General features: G+C 62.9%; 13 protein-coding genes and 1 other RNA gene. All 14 read left to right on the top strand.

Annotation, left to right across the window (positions count from 1 at the left end; all coding sequences use genetic code 11):
• An RNA gene (gene rnpB, locus Q8O69_RS21975) (RNase P RNA component class A) lies at nucleotides 1–138 on the top strand; the annotation flags it as partial.
• Nucleotides 139–446: 308 nt separating this feature from the next.
• Nucleotides 447–902, top strand: coding sequence for a division/cell wall cluster transcriptional repressor MraZ (gene mraZ, locus Q8O69_RS21970; RefSeq protein ID WP_090249128.1), 456 nt, complete (start codon nucleotides 447–449; stop codon nucleotides 900–902).
• Between the two features lie 2 nt (nucleotides 903–904).
• Nucleotides 905–1846 (top strand): 16S rRNA (cytosine(1402)-N(4))-methyltransferase RsmH, encoded by a 942-nt coding sequence (gene rsmH, locus Q8O69_RS21965; RefSeq protein WP_305594582.1) that lies wholly within the window; start codon nucleotides 905–907, stop codon nucleotides 1844–1846.
• Nucleotides 1843–2136 carry a cell division protein FtsL gene (gene ftsL / locus Q8O69_RS21960; RefSeq protein ID WP_305594580.1) on the top strand — a complete coding sequence of 98 codons (294 nt, stop codon included), beginning with the start codon at nucleotides 1843–1845 and terminating at the stop codon, nucleotides 2134–2136. Before rsmH ends, ftsL begins: the two co-directional genes overlap by 4 nt.
• Nucleotides 2133–3875: a penicillin-binding protein 2 gene (locus Q8O69_RS21955; protein WP_305594578.1), complete on the top strand. Its 1743-nt coding sequence runs from the start codon at nucleotides 2133–2135 to the stop codon at nucleotides 3873–3875. Before ftsL ends, Q8O69_RS21955 begins: the two co-directional genes overlap by 4 nt.
• Nucleotides 3875–5353, top strand: coding sequence for a UDP-N-acetylmuramoyl-L-alanyl-D-glutamate--2,6-diaminopimelate ligase (locus Q8O69_RS21950; RefSeq protein WP_305594576.1), 1479 nt, complete (start codon nucleotides 3875–3877; stop codon nucleotides 5351–5353). Before Q8O69_RS21955 ends, Q8O69_RS21950 begins: the two co-directional genes overlap by 1 nt.
• Nucleotides 5346–6728: a UDP-N-acetylmuramoyl-tripeptide--D-alanyl-D-alanine ligase gene (murF, locus tag Q8O69_RS21945; protein WP_305594574.1), complete on the top strand. Its 1383-nt coding sequence runs from the start codon at nucleotides 5346–5348 to the stop codon at nucleotides 6726–6728. The genes Q8O69_RS21950 and murF overlap by 8 nt, the downstream gene beginning before the upstream one ends.
• Nucleotides 6728–7810 carry a phospho-N-acetylmuramoyl-pentapeptide-transferase gene (mraY, locus tag Q8O69_RS21940; protein WP_305594572.1) on the top strand — a complete coding sequence of 361 codons (1083 nt, stop codon included), beginning with the start codon at nucleotides 6728–6730 and terminating at the stop codon, nucleotides 7808–7810. The genes murF and mraY overlap by 1 nt, the downstream gene beginning before the upstream one ends.
• A 21-nt stretch (nucleotides 7811–7831) precedes the next feature.
• A complete protein-coding gene (gene murD, locus Q8O69_RS21935) occupies nucleotides 7832–9178 on the top strand; it encodes a UDP-N-acetylmuramoyl-L-alanine--D-glutamate ligase (RefSeq protein WP_305594571.1) in 1347 nt (448 codons plus the stop codon).
• Nucleotides 9178–10404, top strand: coding sequence for a putative lipid II flippase FtsW (gene ftsW, locus Q8O69_RS21930; RefSeq protein ID WP_305594588.1), 1227 nt, complete (start codon nucleotides 9178–9180; stop codon nucleotides 10402–10404). Before murD ends, ftsW begins: the two co-directional genes overlap by 1 nt.
• On the top strand, nucleotides 10394–11464 hold the full coding sequence (murG, locus tag Q8O69_RS21925; RefSeq protein WP_305594569.1) for an undecaprenyldiphospho-muramoylpentapeptide beta-N-acetylglucosaminyltransferase: 1071 nt from the start codon (nucleotides 10394–10396) through the stop codon (nucleotides 11462–11464). Before ftsW ends, murG begins: the two co-directional genes overlap by 11 nt.
• A 34-nt stretch (nucleotides 11465–11498) precedes the next feature.
• Nucleotides 11499–12920 carry a UDP-N-acetylmuramate--L-alanine ligase gene (gene murC, locus Q8O69_RS21920; RefSeq protein ID WP_305594587.1) on the top strand — a complete coding sequence of 474 codons (1422 nt, stop codon included), beginning with the start codon at nucleotides 11499–11501 and terminating at the stop codon, nucleotides 12918–12920.
• Nucleotides 12917–13867, top strand: a complete 951-nt coding sequence (locus Q8O69_RS21915; protein WP_305594567.1) for a D-alanine--D-alanine ligase — start codon at nucleotides 12917–12919, stop codon at nucleotides 13865–13867. Before murC ends, Q8O69_RS21915 begins: the two co-directional genes overlap by 4 nt.
• Nucleotides 13868–13870: 3 nt before the next feature.
• On the top strand, nucleotides 13871–14746 hold the full coding sequence (locus Q8O69_RS21910; RefSeq protein ID WP_305594565.1) for a cell division protein FtsQ/DivIB: 876 nt from the start codon (nucleotides 13871–13873) through the stop codon (nucleotides 14744–14746).
• Nucleotides 14747–14757 lie beyond the last annotated feature (11 nt).

Raw genomic sequence — 14757 nt, 5'->3', positions numbered from 1 at the left:
ACTCGGAGCAAGACCAAATAGGGTTCCATTGGCGTGGCCCGCGCTGGAACCGGGTAGGTTGCTAAAGGCGTGCAGTGATGTACGTCGTAGAGGAATGACTGTCCTCGACAGAACCCGGCTTACAGATCGACTCTCCACCTTCCTCATTTATCCGCTTCACTGTTTCACCTCCTTTCTAAGACCGAAAAAATCTTACTCTTAACAAACTACTTTAACTTCGCGGTTCAACGCGCTGCATAAGCTCATTTTTATATCCATTTCCTCGCGTTATTTCTCCGTTTTGCCCCTCTCAAAGTTCGCTAAATCGCCGTTCTATAAGGATTTTTCCCGCCAAGCGTGCCTTGACGGTGGGGGGCGTGCGTTCCTATAGTGTGCGCGAGTGGTAGGAAGTGGCACAAAGTGGGTTTCTTAGGCATGGATAGCTAATAAAAAGGGGTAGCGCGATCGTGTTTCGCGGAGCAAACGCCATCAGTCTCGACGCCAAAGGGCGACTCGCGATGCCAAGTCGGTATCGGGACGAGCTTGTGTCGCGTTGCGCCGGCCAGCTTATCGTCACGATTGATGCCATCGACCCCTGCCTCTGCGTCTATCCACTGTCCGAGTGGGAGCTGATTGAAGCCAAGCTCCGCGAACTCGCCTCCTTCCGTGAAGAAAACCGCCGCCTGCAGCGTTTGCTAATCGGCAACGCTGTTGACCTTGAGCTGGATGCCAGTGGTCGTTTCCTGGTGCCGCCGCGTCTGCGCGAGTACGCCAAGCTGGACAAGCGCGCGATGCTGGTCGGCCAACTCAATAAATTCCAACTGTGGGATGAAGATGCCTGGAATGCTGTGGCCGATGCCGATCTGGCCGCGATCAAGCAACCGGGTGCTCTGTCCGACGACCTACGTGACCTGATCCTGTGACCATGACCAGCAATTTCCGCCACATCACCGTGCTGCTCGACGAGGCTGTCGAAGGGCTGGCTGTGCGCGCCAATGGTTGCTACCTGGATGGCACCTTCGGGCGCGGCGGGCATAGCCGGCTGATCCTGGAAAAGCTCGGACCAGACGGTCGCTTGCTGGGGTTTGACAAAGATCCCCTGGCAATTGCGACGGGAAATGCGCTGGCGGCCGAAGACGGCCGCTTTGTCGTTGTGCAGCGCAGCTTTGCCGAGCTGGGCGCCGAGCTGACGCAGCGCGCGCTGGGCGGCCAGGTCAGCGGCATTTTGCTCGATCTCGGTGTGTCGTCGCCGCAGCTGGACGACGCCGAGCGCGGCTTCAGCTTTATGAATGACGGCCCGCTGGATATGCGTATGAACCCGGATGCCGGCGTCAGCGCCGCCGACTTCATTGCCAGCGCTGGCGAAGAAGAAATTGCCCGGGTGTTCAAGGAATACGGCGAAGAGCGCTTTGCCAAGCGCATGGCTCGCGCAGTGGTGTTGCGCCGCGCCGAGCAGCCGTTTACCCGCACCGCCGATCTGGCCCAGGTGCTGACCGTGGCCAATCCGGCCTGGGAAAAAGGCAAGAATCCGGCAACGCGCGCCTTCCAGGGCCTGCGCATCTATATCAACAACGAACTGGGTGATCTGGAGAGCGGCCTCGACGCGGCCCTGGAAAACCTCGAAGTGGGCGGTCGCCTGGTGGTGATCAGCTTCCACTCGCTGGAAGACCGCATCGTCAAACTCTTTATGCGCAAGCATGCCAAGGGTGAGATGGACAAGCTGCCGCGCGATCTGCCGATCATCCCGAAAGCCTTCGAGCCGCGCTTGAAGCTGATCGGCAAACCGGTATTCGCCTCCGAGGCTGAGCTTGCCGCCAATCCACGTTCGCGCAGTGCGGTGATGCGCATTGCAGAGAAAGTGCGATGAGCGCGCTATTCGCCAAGCCATTGCCCGGTGGCAGTCTGCTGATGCTGCTGTTGTTTGTGGCTGTGCTGGTGTCTGCGGTGGGGGTTTCCTACAGCGCGCACTGGAATCGTCAGCTGCTTAACGACCTATATGCCGAACTCAGTGTGCGCGATAAGGCGCAGGCCGAGTGGGGCCGGCTGATTCTCGAGCAAAGCACCTGGACCGCGCATAACCGCATCGAAACCCTGGCCACTGAGCGCCTAAGCATGCGTATCCCGGATGCGGCCGAAGTGCGCATGGTGGCGCCATGATCGGTCTTGAAGGCGCACTCTACCCCTGGCGCTTCCGTCTGGTGCTGCTGCTGCTGGCATTGATGGTGGGTGCGATTGCCTGGCGAATTGTCGATCTGCAGGTGTTTGACCAAAGCTTCCTGCAGGCCCATGGCGACGCACGCAGCGTGCGGCATATCCCGATTCCAGCGCATCGCGGGCTGATCACCGACCGTAATGGCGAGCCCCTGGCTGTCAGCACTCCGGTGACTACCCTGTGGGCCAATGGCAAGGAGCTGCAAAGCGGCAAGGCCAAGTGGAATGAACTTGCTGCTGCCCTGGGTCAGGACGCCAAGACCTTCTCTGTGCGCCTGGCTGCGGCGCATGAGCGCGAGTTTATGTACCTGGTGCGCGGGCTGACGCCTGAACAGGGCCAGCGCATTCTCGACCTGAAAGTGCCGGGCGTGTACGGCATTGAAGAATTCCGCCGCTTCTATCCAGCGGGTGAGGTGGCCGCCCATGTGGTGGGCTTTACCGACATTGATGACCGTGGCCGCGAAGGCATGGAGCTGGCCTTTGAAGACTGGCTGGCCGGCGTGCCCGGCAAGCGTCAGGTACTCAAGGACCGGCGCGGACGGCTGATCAAGGACGTCCAGGTTGCACAGAATGCCAAGGCCGGTAAGGCCTTGGCATTGTCGATTGACCTGCGCCTGCAATATCTGGCACACCGCGAGCTGCGCAACGCCGTCACCGAGTTCGGCGCCAAGGCCGGCAGTCTGGTGCTGCTCGACGTACAGACCGGCGAAGTGCTGGCCATGGTCAACCAGCCGACCTACAACCCGAACAACCGCCGCAATCTGCAGCCGGCGGCCATGCGCAACCGCGCGATGATCGATGTGTTCGAGCCAGGCTCGACCGTCAAGCCGTTCTCCATCGCTGCCGCCCTGGGCTCCGGCCGCTGGACGCCGGCAATGACCGTGGACACTGCGCCGGGCAGCTTGAAAATCGGCCGTTACACCATTCGTGACGTATCGCGTGGCGGGGTGCTCAACCTGACCCAGATTCTGATGAAGTCGAGCAACGTCGGCATCAGTAAGGTGGCCTTCGATATCGGCGCAGAGCCGATTTACGCCGTGATGCAGCAAGTCGGCCTGGGCCAGGACACCGGCCTGAGCTTCCCAGGCGAGCGCGTCGGCAATCTGCCCAACTACCGCGTCTGGAAACAGGCCGAGACCGCCACTCTGGCTTATGGCTATGGCCTTTCGGTGACCGCGGTGCAGTTGGCGCATGCCTACTCGGTGTTGGCCAACCACGGCGGGAACGTGCCGTTGTCGATGGTGCGTTTGGATCGCCAGCCGGTCTCCACCCAAGTCATTGATCAGCAGATCGCCAAAACCGTACTCGGTATGCTCCAGTCGGTGGTTGAAGAGCCAGGCGGCGGCGGTGCGCGGGCCAAGGTGCCGGGCTACCACGTCGGCGGCAAAAGCGGCACCGCACGTAAAGCCGCCACCGGCGGCAGCAAGGGTTATGTCGACAAGGCCTATCGCTCGTTCTTCGCCGGTGTTGCGCCTATCGATAACCCACGTATTGCCGCGGTCATCATGATTGATGAGCCGGGCGAGGGCGGTTACTACGGCGGCCTGGTCGCCGCGCCGGTGTTTGGCAAGGTCATGGCCGGTGCGCTGCGGCTGATGAACGTCGCCCCGGATAACCTGCCGCCAGCCGAGCCAGTGAAGGTTGAAACCGCAGCCGTTGATCCCCTTAAAGGAGGGCGCATCTAATGCCTATGCCCCTTAATCAGTTGCTGCCGGAAGCCGCCAGCTCCACCCTGATTCGTGAATTGACCCTGGACAGCCGCAAGGTGCGTCCGGGTGACCTGTTTCTCGCCGTGCCCGGCACCCAGCAGGACGGCCGCGTGCATATCGCCGATGCGGTTGCACGTGGCGCAGCTGCCGTGGCCTATGAAGCCGAAGGCGCTGCGGTGATGACTGCGCACAGTGCCGAGCTGGTTGCGCTCAAGGGCCTGGCTAATCAGCTGTCGGCGATTGCCGGGCGCTTCTATGGCGAGCCGAGCCGTGGCCTGCACCTGGTCGGCATCACCGGCACCAACGGCAAAACCAGCGTCAGCCAGTTGCTGGCTCAAGCGCTGGATCTGCTGGGCGAGCGCTGCGGCATCGTCGGCACCCTGGGTAATGGTTTCTACGGCGCGCTGGAGCAGGGCCGTCACACCACGCCTGACCCCATTGGCGTGCAGGCGACCCTGGCTGACATGAAAAACGCCGGTGCGCGCGCCGTGGCCATGGAGGTCTCGTCCCACGGTCTGCATCAGGGTCGCGTGGCTGCCCTGGCGTTTGATGTGGCGGTGCTGACTAACCTGTCGCGCGACCATCTGGATTACCACGGTTCGATGCAGGCCTACGCCGAGGCGAAAGCCGCGCTGTTCGCCTGGCCGGGTCTGCGTTGCCGGGTGCTCAACCTCGACGATGCCTTTGGCCGTGAGCTGGCCGCTGCCGAGCACGAGTCGCGGTTGATCAGCTACAGCCTGATCGATTCCGACGCCTACCTGTATTGCCGCGACGCACAGTTCGACGAGCAGGGCGTGCGCGCGACCTTGGTCACTCCGCGTGGTGAAGGCAGCCTGCGCAGCTCGCTGCTGGGGCGCTTTAACCTGAGCAACCTGCTGGCGGTGGTCGGCGCGCTGCTCGGCCTGGATTACCCACTGGATGAAATTCTCAAGGTGCTGCCACAGCTACAGGGCCCGATTGGCCGGATGCAGCGTCTGGGCGGCAACACTTCGGGACGAGCCAAGCAGCCGCTGGTGGTGGTGGATTACGCGCATACCCCGGATGCTCTGGAAAAAGTCCTCGAAGCCCTGCGCCCGCACGTCAAAGGCCGCCTACTGTGCCTGTTCGGCTGCGGTGGTGATCGCGACAGCGGCAAGCGTCCGCTGATGGCGGCGGTGGTCGAGCGTCTGGCCGATGCGGTGCTGGTCACCGATGACAACCCGCGCACTGAAGCGCCCGCGCAGATTTTCAGCGATATCCGCGCCGGCTTTGCCAGCCCGGAATCGGTGCAGTTTATTCACGGTCGTGGCCAGGCGATTGCCCAACTGATTGCCACTGCCAGTGCCGATGACGTGCTGGTGTTGGCCGGCAAAGGCCATGAGGACTATCAGGAAATCAACGGCGTGCGTCAGCCGTTCTCCGATCTGGTCGAATCGGCCAACGCTTTGGCCGCATGGGAGGTGGCGCATGCTTAAGGCGCTGCATTTGAGCGAAGTGGCTGCACCATTGGCTGCCCGGGTGATCGGTGCGGACGTGGCGTTCAGCGCCGTCAGCAGCGACAGCCGGGCGATTCAGCCGGGCCAGCTGTTTGTCGCCCTGGCCGGCCCGCGCTTCGATGGCCATGACTACCTGACGGAAGTCGCCGGCAAAGGCGCAGTGGCTGCCCTGGTTGAGCGTGAAGTGGTTAATGCTCCGCTGCCGCAACTGCTGGTGAGCGATACCCGTCTGGCCCTTGGTCAACTGGGCGCGTTGAATCGTCAGGCGTTTAACGCGCCAGTGGTGGCGATTACCGGTTCCAGCGGTAAGACCACCGTGAAAGAAATGCTCGCCAGTATCCTGCGTGAGGGCCTGCAAGGTTCGGTGCTGGCCACCCGTGGCAACCTGAATAACGACCTTGGCGCGCCGCTTACCTTGCTGGAGTTGGCTCCTGAGCATGTCGCCGCAGTGATCGAGTTGGGCGCCAATCATGTTGGCGAAATCGCCTACACCGTCGGCCTGACTCTGCCGCAGGTGGCCATCATCAACAATGCCGGTAACGCCCATGTCGGCGAGTTCGGCGGCCCGGAAAAGATTGTCGAAGCCAAAGGCGAAATCCTCGAAGGCTTGAATGACAGCGGCGTGGCCGTGCTCAACCTTGACGACAGCGCATTCGCCATCTGGCAGCAACGCGCTCAGGGTCGTTCGGTTAGCAGTTTCGCTCTGCGTAATTCCGCAGCTGACGTCTACGCCAGCGAACTGGCCCGCGACGCCCGTGGCTGCTCAGCCTTTACCCTGCACTGCGCCAGCGGTCAGGCACGTATTCAGCTCAACCTGCTCGGCGAGCACAACGTCGCCAATGCCCTGGCTGCTGCGGCTGCAGCCCAGGCGCTGGGCATTACCCCGGCCGCGATCAAAGCTGGGCTGGAAAGCCTGCAGCCGGTCAAAGGCCGCGCCGTTGCGCAGATTGCGCCGAACGGCCTGCGGGTGATCGACGACAGCTACAACGCCAACCCGGCATCCGTTTGCGCAGCTATCGATATCCTCGCCGGCTTCCCTGGCCGCCGCGTGCTGGTGCTGGGCGATATCGGCGAGCTGGGCGAATGGGCCGAGCAGGGCCATCGCCAAGTCGGCAGTTATGCCGTTGGCAAGGTTGATGCGCTGTATGCCGTCGGCCCGAAGACGGCTCACGCAGTGGCCGAATTTGGCGCGGCGGCTCGGCATTTTGCCGACCAGGCCAGCCTGATTGCTGCGCTGCTTCTAGAACAAGGCAGCGAGCAGGGCGACACCACCCTTCTAATTAAAGGTTCACGCAGTGCGGCGATGGAAAAAGTCGTCGCGGCACTGTGTGGCACATCCGGGGAGATTCACTAATGCTGCTGCTGCTGGCGGAATACCTGCAACAGTTCCACAAGGGTTTCGCAGTGTTTCAGTACCTGACACTGCGCGGCATCCTCGGCGTGCTCACCGCGCTGGCGCTGTCGCTGTGGCTTGGCCCGTGGATGATCCGCACTCTGCAGATTCGCCAGATCGGCCAGTCGGTGCGCAACGACGGCCCGCAGTCGCACCTGTCGAAGAAAGGCACGCCCACCATGGGCGGCGCGCTGATTCTCTCGGCCATCGCCGTCAGCACCCTGCTCTGGGCCGACCTGTCCAACCGCTACGTCTGGGTCGTGCTGGCCGTGACCTTGCTGTTCGGTGCCATCGGCTGGGTCGATGACTACCGCAAGGTGATCGAGAAGAACTCCAAGGGCCTGCCGAGCCGCTGGAAGTACTTCTGGCAGTCGGTGTTCGGCCTGGGTGCCGCGCTCTTCCTTTATATGACTGCGCAAAGCCCGGTGGAAACCACCCTGATTCTGCCGATGCTCAAGGACTTCAGCCTGGAGCTGGGTCTGGGCTTCGTGGTGCTGACCTACTTCGTTATCGTCGGTTCGAGCAACGCGGTAAACCTGACTGACGGCCTCGATGGCCTGGCCATTCTGCCTACCGTGATGGTCGGCGGCGCGCTGGGGATCTTCTGCTACCTGTCGGGCAACGTGAAGTTCGCCGAATACCTGTTTATTCCCTATGTACCGGGTGCGGGTGAGCTGATTGTGTTCTGCGCCGCCCTTGTTGGTGCTGGCCTCGGTTTCCTCTGGTTCAACACCTACCCGGCGCAAGTGTTTATGGGCGATGTCGGCGCACTGGCGCTGGGCGCGGCCCTGGGCACCATCGCAGTGATCGTCCGTCAGGAAGTGGTGCTGTTCATCATGGGCGGCATCTTCGTGGTGGAAACCCTGTCGGTGATCATCCAGGTCGCCAGCTTCAAGCTTACCGGCAAGCGCGTGTTCCGCATGGCGCCGATCCATCACCACTTTGAACTGAAAGGCTGGCCAGAGCCGCGCGTAATCGTGCGCTTCTGGATCATCACCGTGATTCTGGTGCTGATCGGCCTTGCCACCCTGAAACTGCGTTGAGGATTGAGGACTTATAACAGCATGACCCTGATCGCTTCTGACCACTTCCGCATCGTTGTCGGCCTCGGCAAGAGCGGCATGTCCCTGGTGCGCTTCCTCGCGCGCCAGGGCCTGCCGTTTGCCGTGGTCGACACACGTGCAAACCCGCCGGAGCTCGCCACCTTGCGTGAGCAGTTCCCGCAGGTGGAAGTGCGTTGTGGCGAACTGGATGTGGAATTCCTCTGCCGCGCCAGCGAACTGTTGGTCAGCCCGGGTCTGGCCATTGCCACCCCGGCGCTGCAGGCGGCGGCTGCGCGCGGGGTCAAGCTGTCGGGTGATATCGATCTGTTCGCCCGTTATGCCAAGGCGCCGATCATTGCCATCACCGGCTCCAACGCCAAAAGCACCGTGACCACCCTGGTTGGCGAGATGGCCGCCGCTGCGGGCAAGAAGGTCGCCGTCGGCGGTAACCTCGGTACGCCGGCGCTGGATCTGCTGAATGATGAGATCGAGTTGTACGTCATGGAGCTGTCGAGCTTCCAGCTGGAAACTACCGACCAGCTCAACGCTGAAGTGGCGACCTGCCTGAACATCAGCGAAGACCATATGGATCGCTACGCCGATCTGCCGGCCTACCACCTGGCCAAACACCGCATCTTCCGTGGTGCGCGGCAGGTGGTGGTGAACCGCGATGACGCCTTGTCGCGTCCGCTGGTGGCCGATCAACTGCCGTGCTGGTACTTCGGCCTGGGCAAACCGGATTTCAAACGTTTCGGCCTGCTCGAAGAAGATGGCGAGAAGTCTCTGGCTTATCAGTTCGCTGCGCTGCTGCCGGTACGTGAGCTGAAAATTCGCGGCGCACACAACCAGTCCAATGCCCTGGCTGCCCTGGCGCTGGGCCATGCGGTGGGCCTACCGTTCGAGCCGATGTTGGCAACCCTCAAGCAGTTCGCTGGCCTGCCGCATCGCTGCCAATGGGTTGGTGAGCGCAATGCGGTGAGCTACTACGACGATTCCAAGGCCACCAACGTCGGTGCCGCGCTGGCTGCTATCGAAGGCCTGGGTGCGGATATCAGCGGCAAACTGGTGCTGATCGCCGGTGGCGATGGCAAGGGCGCGGATTTCTCGGCGCTGAAAGCGCCAGTCGGCACGTTCTGCCGCGCCGTGGTGCTGCTTGGCCGCGATGCTGAGCTGCTGGCTGAGGCGCTGGGCGACGCCGCCCCGCTGATCCGGGTCAAGACCCTGGAAGAGGCTGTGCAGCGCGCTGCTGAACTGGCCGAGCCAGGCGATGCCGTACTGCTGTCGCCGGCCTGCGCCAGCCTGGATATGTTCAAGAATTTCGAAGAGCGCGGGCGTCTGTTCGCCCAGGCCGTGGAGGGTTTGCAATGATGCTGGCCCGCCTGCTCGCCGCACCTTCACCGCTGCATACCCGTCGCGGTATCGATCTGGACTTTCCGCTGCTGGCCGGTTGCCTGGCGCTGCTCGGCCTGGGGCTGGTGATGATTGCTTCGGCTTCCTCGGAAGTGGCCGCGGTGCAGTCGGGCAACCCGCTGTACCACATGATTCGTCACCTGATTTATCTGACCATCGGCCTCGGCGCCGCGCTGGCGACCCTGCTGGTGCCGATGGCGCTGTGGCAGCGCTACAGCGGCGTGCTGCTGCTGGCGGCGGTGGTGTTGCTGATTTTGGTACTGCTGCCGGGTATTGGCCGTGAGGTCAACGGTGCCAAGCGCTGGATCGGCCTGGGCGTGTTCAACCTGCAGCCCTCCGAGCTGGCCAAGCTGTTTAGCGTGATGTTTATCGCCGCCTACCTGGTGCGTCGCCAGACCGAAGTGCGCGAGAAACTCACCGGCTTTATCAAGCCGATGCTGGTACTGGGCCCGATTGCCGCGCTGCTGCTGGCCGAGCCGGACTTCGGCGCCACCGTGGTGCTGGTCGGTGCGGCCATCGCCATGCTGTTCCTCGGCGGGGTCAACCTGCTGCGCTTTATTCCTCTGGCGGCCTGCGTACTCGGCCTTGGCGTGGTGGTGATGACCAGTCAGGCCTATCGCCTGGAGCGTCTGACCAACTTCGTCGACCCCTGGGCTGACCAGTACGGTGCCGGTTACCAGCTGAGCCAGGCGCTGATCGCCTTCGGCCGTGGCGAATGGTTCGGCGTCGGCCTGGGCAACAGTGTGCAGAAGCAGTTCTACCTGCCGGAAGCGCATACCGACTTCGTATTTGCCGTGCTGGCCGAAGAGCTGGGCATGGTCGGCGCACTGATTACCGTCGCCCTGTTCGTCTTCGTCAGCGTGCGCGCCCTGTATATCGGCCTGTGGGCAGAGAAGGCCAAGCAGTTCTTCTCGGCCTATGTCGCCTACGGCCTGGCGTTCCTGTGGATCGGTCAGGTACTGATCAATATCGGCGTGAACGTCGGCCTGCTGCCGACCAAAGGGCTGACTCTGCCATTCCTCAGCTACGGCGGCAGCTCGCTGGTGATCTGCTGCGTCAGCCTGGCGCTGCTGCTGCGTATCGAGTGGGAGCGTCGTACTCAGCTCGGTAGCGAGGACGTCGACTTCAAGGAATCGGATTTCTTCGAAGGCCAGTCCGCCGAGGAGGTTCAGCATGCGCGGTAATGTGCTGATCATGGCCGGCGGCACCGGCGGGCACGTATTCCCTGCACTGGCCTGCGCCCGTGAGTTCAAAGCGCGCGGCTACAGCGTGCATTGGCTGGGTACGCCGCGTGGCATCGAGAATGAACTGGTGCCGGCTGCCGGTCTGCCGCTGCACCTGATCGACGTCACTGGTCTGCGTGGCAAGGGCAAGCTGTCACTGCTGAAAGCGCCGTTCCAGTTGATCAAGGCACTGTTCCAGGCACGCAAGGTAATGCGCGAGCTGCAACCGTTGTGTGTGCTGGGCATGGGCGGTTATGTCACCGGCCCGGGCGGCCTGGCCGCGCGCATGAGTGGCGCGCCGCTGATCATCCACGAGCAGAACGCCGTGGCCGGTACTGCCAACCGCAGCCTGGTGCCATTCGCCAGTCGCGTCTGCGAAGCCTTCCCGAATACCTTTGGCAACAGCGACAAGCGCCGCACTACCGGCAATCCGGTGCGTGAAGAGCTGTTCCTGGAAACCCCGCGTGACTCGCTGCGCAACCGCCAGCCGCGTTTGCTGGTACTGGGCGGCAGCCTAGGTGCCGAACCGCTGAATAAATTGCTGCCCGAAGCCTTGGCGCTGGTGGCCGCTGAGCTGCGCCCTGAGGTGTTCCATCAGGCCGGCAAGCAACATGATGCAATTACCGCTGAACGCTATCGCGCGGTTGACGTCGAAGCGCAGGTCGCGCCGTTTATCAAGGACATGGCGCGGGCCTACGCCTGGGCCGATCTGGTGGTGTGCCGGTCCGGCGCACTGACTGTCAGCGAACTGGCCGCCGCAGGCCTGCCGGCATTCCTGCTACCGCTGCCACACGCGATTGATGATCACCAGACCCGCAATGCCGATTATCTGGCCAGTGCCGGCGCTGCCGTACTGCTGCCACAACGTTCCACTGACGCCGCCAAGCTGGCCGCGCAGCTGACCGAGGTTTTGATGCACCCCGAACAACTCACTCAAATGGCGCAGACGGCTCGTCGTCTGGCCAAGCCCGATGCAACCTGCACCGTTGTCGATATCTGCCTGGAGGTGGCCCGTGGCTAAGTCTCCCGCCGCTGCACGCTCGGAAATCCGCCGTATGCGCCGCATTCGCCGTATCCACTTTGTCGGCATCGGTGGTGCCGGCATGTGCGGTATTGCCGAAGTGCTGCTTAACCTCGGCTATGAAGTCTCCGGCTCCGACCTCAAGGCCTCGGCCGTGACCGAGCGTCTGGAAACCTTCGGCGCGCAGATCTTTATCGGCCACCGCGCCGAGAACGCCGAGCAGGCCGACGTACTGGTGGTATCCAGCGCGGTAAATACCAGCAATCCGGAAGTTGCTACGGCCCTGGAGCGTCGTATCCCGGTAGTGCCGCGCGCCGAGATGCTCGCCGAGCTGATGCGCTACCGCCACGGCATTGCCGTGGCTGGCACCCATGGCAAGACCACCACCACCAGCCTGTTGGCCTCGGTGTTCGCTGCTGGCGGCCTGGACCCGACGTTCGTCATCGGTGGCCGGCTGAATGCAGCAGGCACCAACGCGCAGCTGGGCAGCAGCCGTTACCTGATCGCCGAAGCCGATGAGAGTGACGCCAGCTTCCTGCACCTGCAGCCGATGGTCTCGGTGGTCACCAATATCGACATGGACCACATGAGCACCTATGGCGGTGACTTCAACAAGTTGAAGAAAACCTTCATCGAGTTCCTCCACAACCTGCCGTTTTACGGGCTGGCGGTGATGTGTGTGGATGACCCGATCGTGCGCGAAATCCTCCCGCAGGTGGCCCGTCCGACCGTGACCTACGGCTTTGATGAAGATGCCGACGTGCGTGCGATCAATGTGCGTCAGCAAGGTATGCAGACCTTCTTTACCGTGCTGCGCCGCGACCGCGAGCCGCTGGATGTGTCGGTGAACATGCCGGGCAACCACAACGTGCTGAACGCCCTGGCCACCATCGCCATCGCCAGCGACGAAGGCATCAGTGATGAAGCCATCGTCCAAGGCCTTTCGCAGTTTCAGGGTGTGGGTCGACGCTTCCAGGTCTACGGCGAGCTGCCGGTGGACGGCGGCAGCGTGATGTTGGTCGACGATTACGGCCACCACCCGCGCGAAGTCGCGGCGGTGATCAAGGCCGTACGCGGTGGTTGGCCGGAGCGCCGCCTGGTGATGGTTTACCAGCCGCACCGTTTCAGCCGCACCCGCGACCTGTATGACGATTTCGTTCAGGTGCTCGGTGATGCCCAGGTGCTGTTGCTGATGGAAGTCTACCCGGCCGGTGAAGCACCGATTCCGGGGGCTGACAGCCGCAACCTGTGCCACAGCATCCGTCAGCGCGGCCAGCTCGACCCGATCTATATCGAACGCGGCGTGGACCTCGCTCCAATCGTCAAGCCGCTGCTGCGCGCGGGCGACATTCTTCTCTGCCAAGGTGCCGGCGACATCGGCGGCCTGGCCCCGCAACTGTTGCAAAGCCCTTTGTTCGCCACAGTCGGCGGCGAGTCATCAGAGGAGTCGAAATGAGTGCTGCCAGTCTGCAATCACAATTTCCGGTCAGCGCCTTTGGACGCGTGGCCGTGCTGTTCGGTGGCAAGAGCGCCGAGCGTGAAGTCTCGCTGAAGTCCGGTAATGCCGTGCTGCAAGCGCTGCAGGCGGCTGGCGTGGATGCGTTCGGCATCGATGCTGGCGATGACTTGCTGCAGCGCCTGACCGCCGAGAAAATCGACCGTGCCTTTATCGTGCTGCACGGCCGTGGCGGTGAAGACGGTTCGATGCAGGGCCTGCTCGAGTGCGCTGGGATTCCCTACACCGGCAGCGGCATCCTGGCCTCGGCCCTGGCCATGGACAAACTGCGTACCAAGCGCGTGTGGCTCAGCCTTGGCCTGCCAACGCCGGCCCACGCGGCTCTGACCTGCGAAGCCGATTGCCATGCGGCGGCTGCCGAGCTGGGCTTCCCGCTGTTCGTCAAACCGGCCCATGAGGGGTCGAGCATTGGCATGGCCAAGGTCAATGATGTCGATGCGTTGATCGCTGCCTGGAAGGATGCCAGTCGCTACGACTCGCAGGTGCTGGTCGAGCAGATGATCGCCGGTCCCGAGTTCACCATTGCCATGCTGCGTGGCCAGGTGTTGCCGCCGATTGCGTTGGGTACGCCGCACAGCTTCTACGACTACGACGCCAAGTACCTGGCCAATGACACCCAGTACCGCATCCCGTGCGGTCTCTCGGCGGAGAAGGAAGCCGAGCTGAAAGACCTCACTGCCCGCGCCTGCGAAGCAGTCGGCACCCAGGGCTGGGCCCGGGCCGACGTGATGCAGGACGTCGACGGCAAGTTCTGGTTGCTGGAAGTCAACACCGTGCCGGGCATGACCGACCACAGCCTGGTGCCGATGGCAGCCCGCGCTGCAGGTCTGGATTTTCAACAACTGGTGTTGGCGATTCTGGCCGACAGTCTTGAGGCACGGGGTTAACTTATGACGGCCACCTTGCGTCACCAGCCAGGCTCGAACCGCGCTCCCGTGCGCGGCAAGCCTGTGCCGCGTGGCGCCAGCCGTTTGGTGGCCAAGGAGCCGATCAGCCTGCGCATGAGCCTGCCGAAGGCCCGCTTTGCGGGGCTGGGCGGCTGGCTCAAGCACCTGACCTGGCCGCTGTTGCTGCTTGCGCTGGGCTACGGCACCTACGAGTTGTCGTTGCGCGCGCTGCCCTATGCCGACCAGCCGATTGCGCGGATCAGCGTCGAAGGCGACCTCAGCTACGTCAATCAGCAGGCCGTGCAGCAGCGTATTGCGCCCTATGCCAATGCCAGCTTCTTCAAGGTTGACCTGCTCAGCCTGCGCCGCGAGCTGGAACTGATGCCATGGATCGCCAGCGCCCAGGTGCGCCGCGTATGGCCGGATCAGTTGGTGGTACGTCTGGAAGAACAATTGCCGATTGCCCGCTGGGGCGATGAGGCACTGCTGAACAACCAGGGCGAGGCGTTCGCGCCGCAGGAACTGGCCAATTACCAACACCTGCCGCAGCTGTATGGCCCCAAGCGGGCGCAGCAGCAGGTGATGCAGCAATACCAGGTGCTCAGCCAGATGCTGCGGCCCATGGGCTTTTCCGTGGCACGCCTGGAGTTGCGCGAGCGCGGCAGCTGGTTCCTCTCCACCGGGCAGGGCATCGAACTGCTGCTGGGGCGTGACCATCTGGTGGAAAAAATGCGGCGCTTCACGGCCATCTACGCCAAGGCCTTGAAAGAGCAACAAACGAATATTGCGCGGATCGATCTGCGTTATGCCAACGGCCTGGCCGTGGCATGGCGCGAGCCGGTAGCGCCCACGGCGGCACCAACCGCTGTCGTGCAGTGAATCAGGAGAAG

The organism is Pseudomonas sp. (genome assembly GCF_030690725.1).
GTDB lineage: Bacteria > Pseudomonadota > Gammaproteobacteria > Pseudomonadales > Pseudomonadaceae > Aquipseudomonas.
The sequence above is the reverse complement of the archived record's forward strand: the minus strand, read 5'-3'. Positions and strand labels throughout refer to the sequence as shown.

Bases quoted from the DNA above. Each gene is read 5' to 3' on its own strand.
- Q8O69_RS21950 (WP_305594576.1), top strand. From the start codon at position 3,875: ATGCCTATGCCCCTTAATCAGTTGCTGCCGGAAGCCGCCAGCTCCACC.
- mraY (WP_305594572.1), top strand. From the start codon at position 6,728: ATGCTGCTGCTGCTGGCGGAATACCTGCAACAGTTCCACAAGGGTTTC.
- ftsL (WP_305594580.1), top strand. From the start codon at position 1,843: ATGAGCGCGCTATTCGCCAAGCCATTGCCCGGTGGCAGTCTGCTGATG.
- rsmH (WP_305594582.1), top strand. From the start codon at position 905: ATGACCAGCAATTTCCGCCACATCACCGTGCTGCTCGACGAGGCTGTC.
- murC (WP_305594587.1), top strand. From the start codon at position 11,499: ATGCGCCGCATTCGCCGTATCCACTTTGTCGGCATCGGTGGTGCCGGC.
- ftsW (WP_305594588.1), top strand. From the start codon at position 9,178: ATGCTGGCCCGCCTGCTCGCCGCACCTTCACCGCTGCATACCCGTCGC.
- Q8O69_RS21955 (WP_305594578.1), top strand. From the start codon at position 2,133: ATGATCGGTCTTGAAGGCGCACTCTACCCCTGGCGCTTCCGTCTGGTG.
- Q8O69_RS21910 (WP_305594565.1), top strand. From the start codon at position 13,871: ATGACGGCCACCTTGCGTCACCAGCCAGGCTCGAACCGCGCTCCCGTG.
- Q8O69_RS21915 (WP_305594567.1), top strand. From the start codon at position 12,917: ATGAGTGCTGCCAGTCTGCAATCACAATTTCCGGTCAGCGCCTTTGGA.
- murG (WP_305594569.1), top strand. From the start codon at position 10,394: ATGCGCGGTAATGTGCTGATCATGGCCGGCGGCACCGGCGGGCACGTA.
- murD (WP_305594571.1), top strand. From the start codon at position 7,832: ATGACCCTGATCGCTTCTGACCACTTCCGCATCGTTGTCGGCCTCGGC.
- murF (WP_305594574.1), top strand. From the start codon at position 5,346: ATGCTTAAGGCGCTGCATTTGAGCGAAGTGGCTGCACCATTGGCTGCC.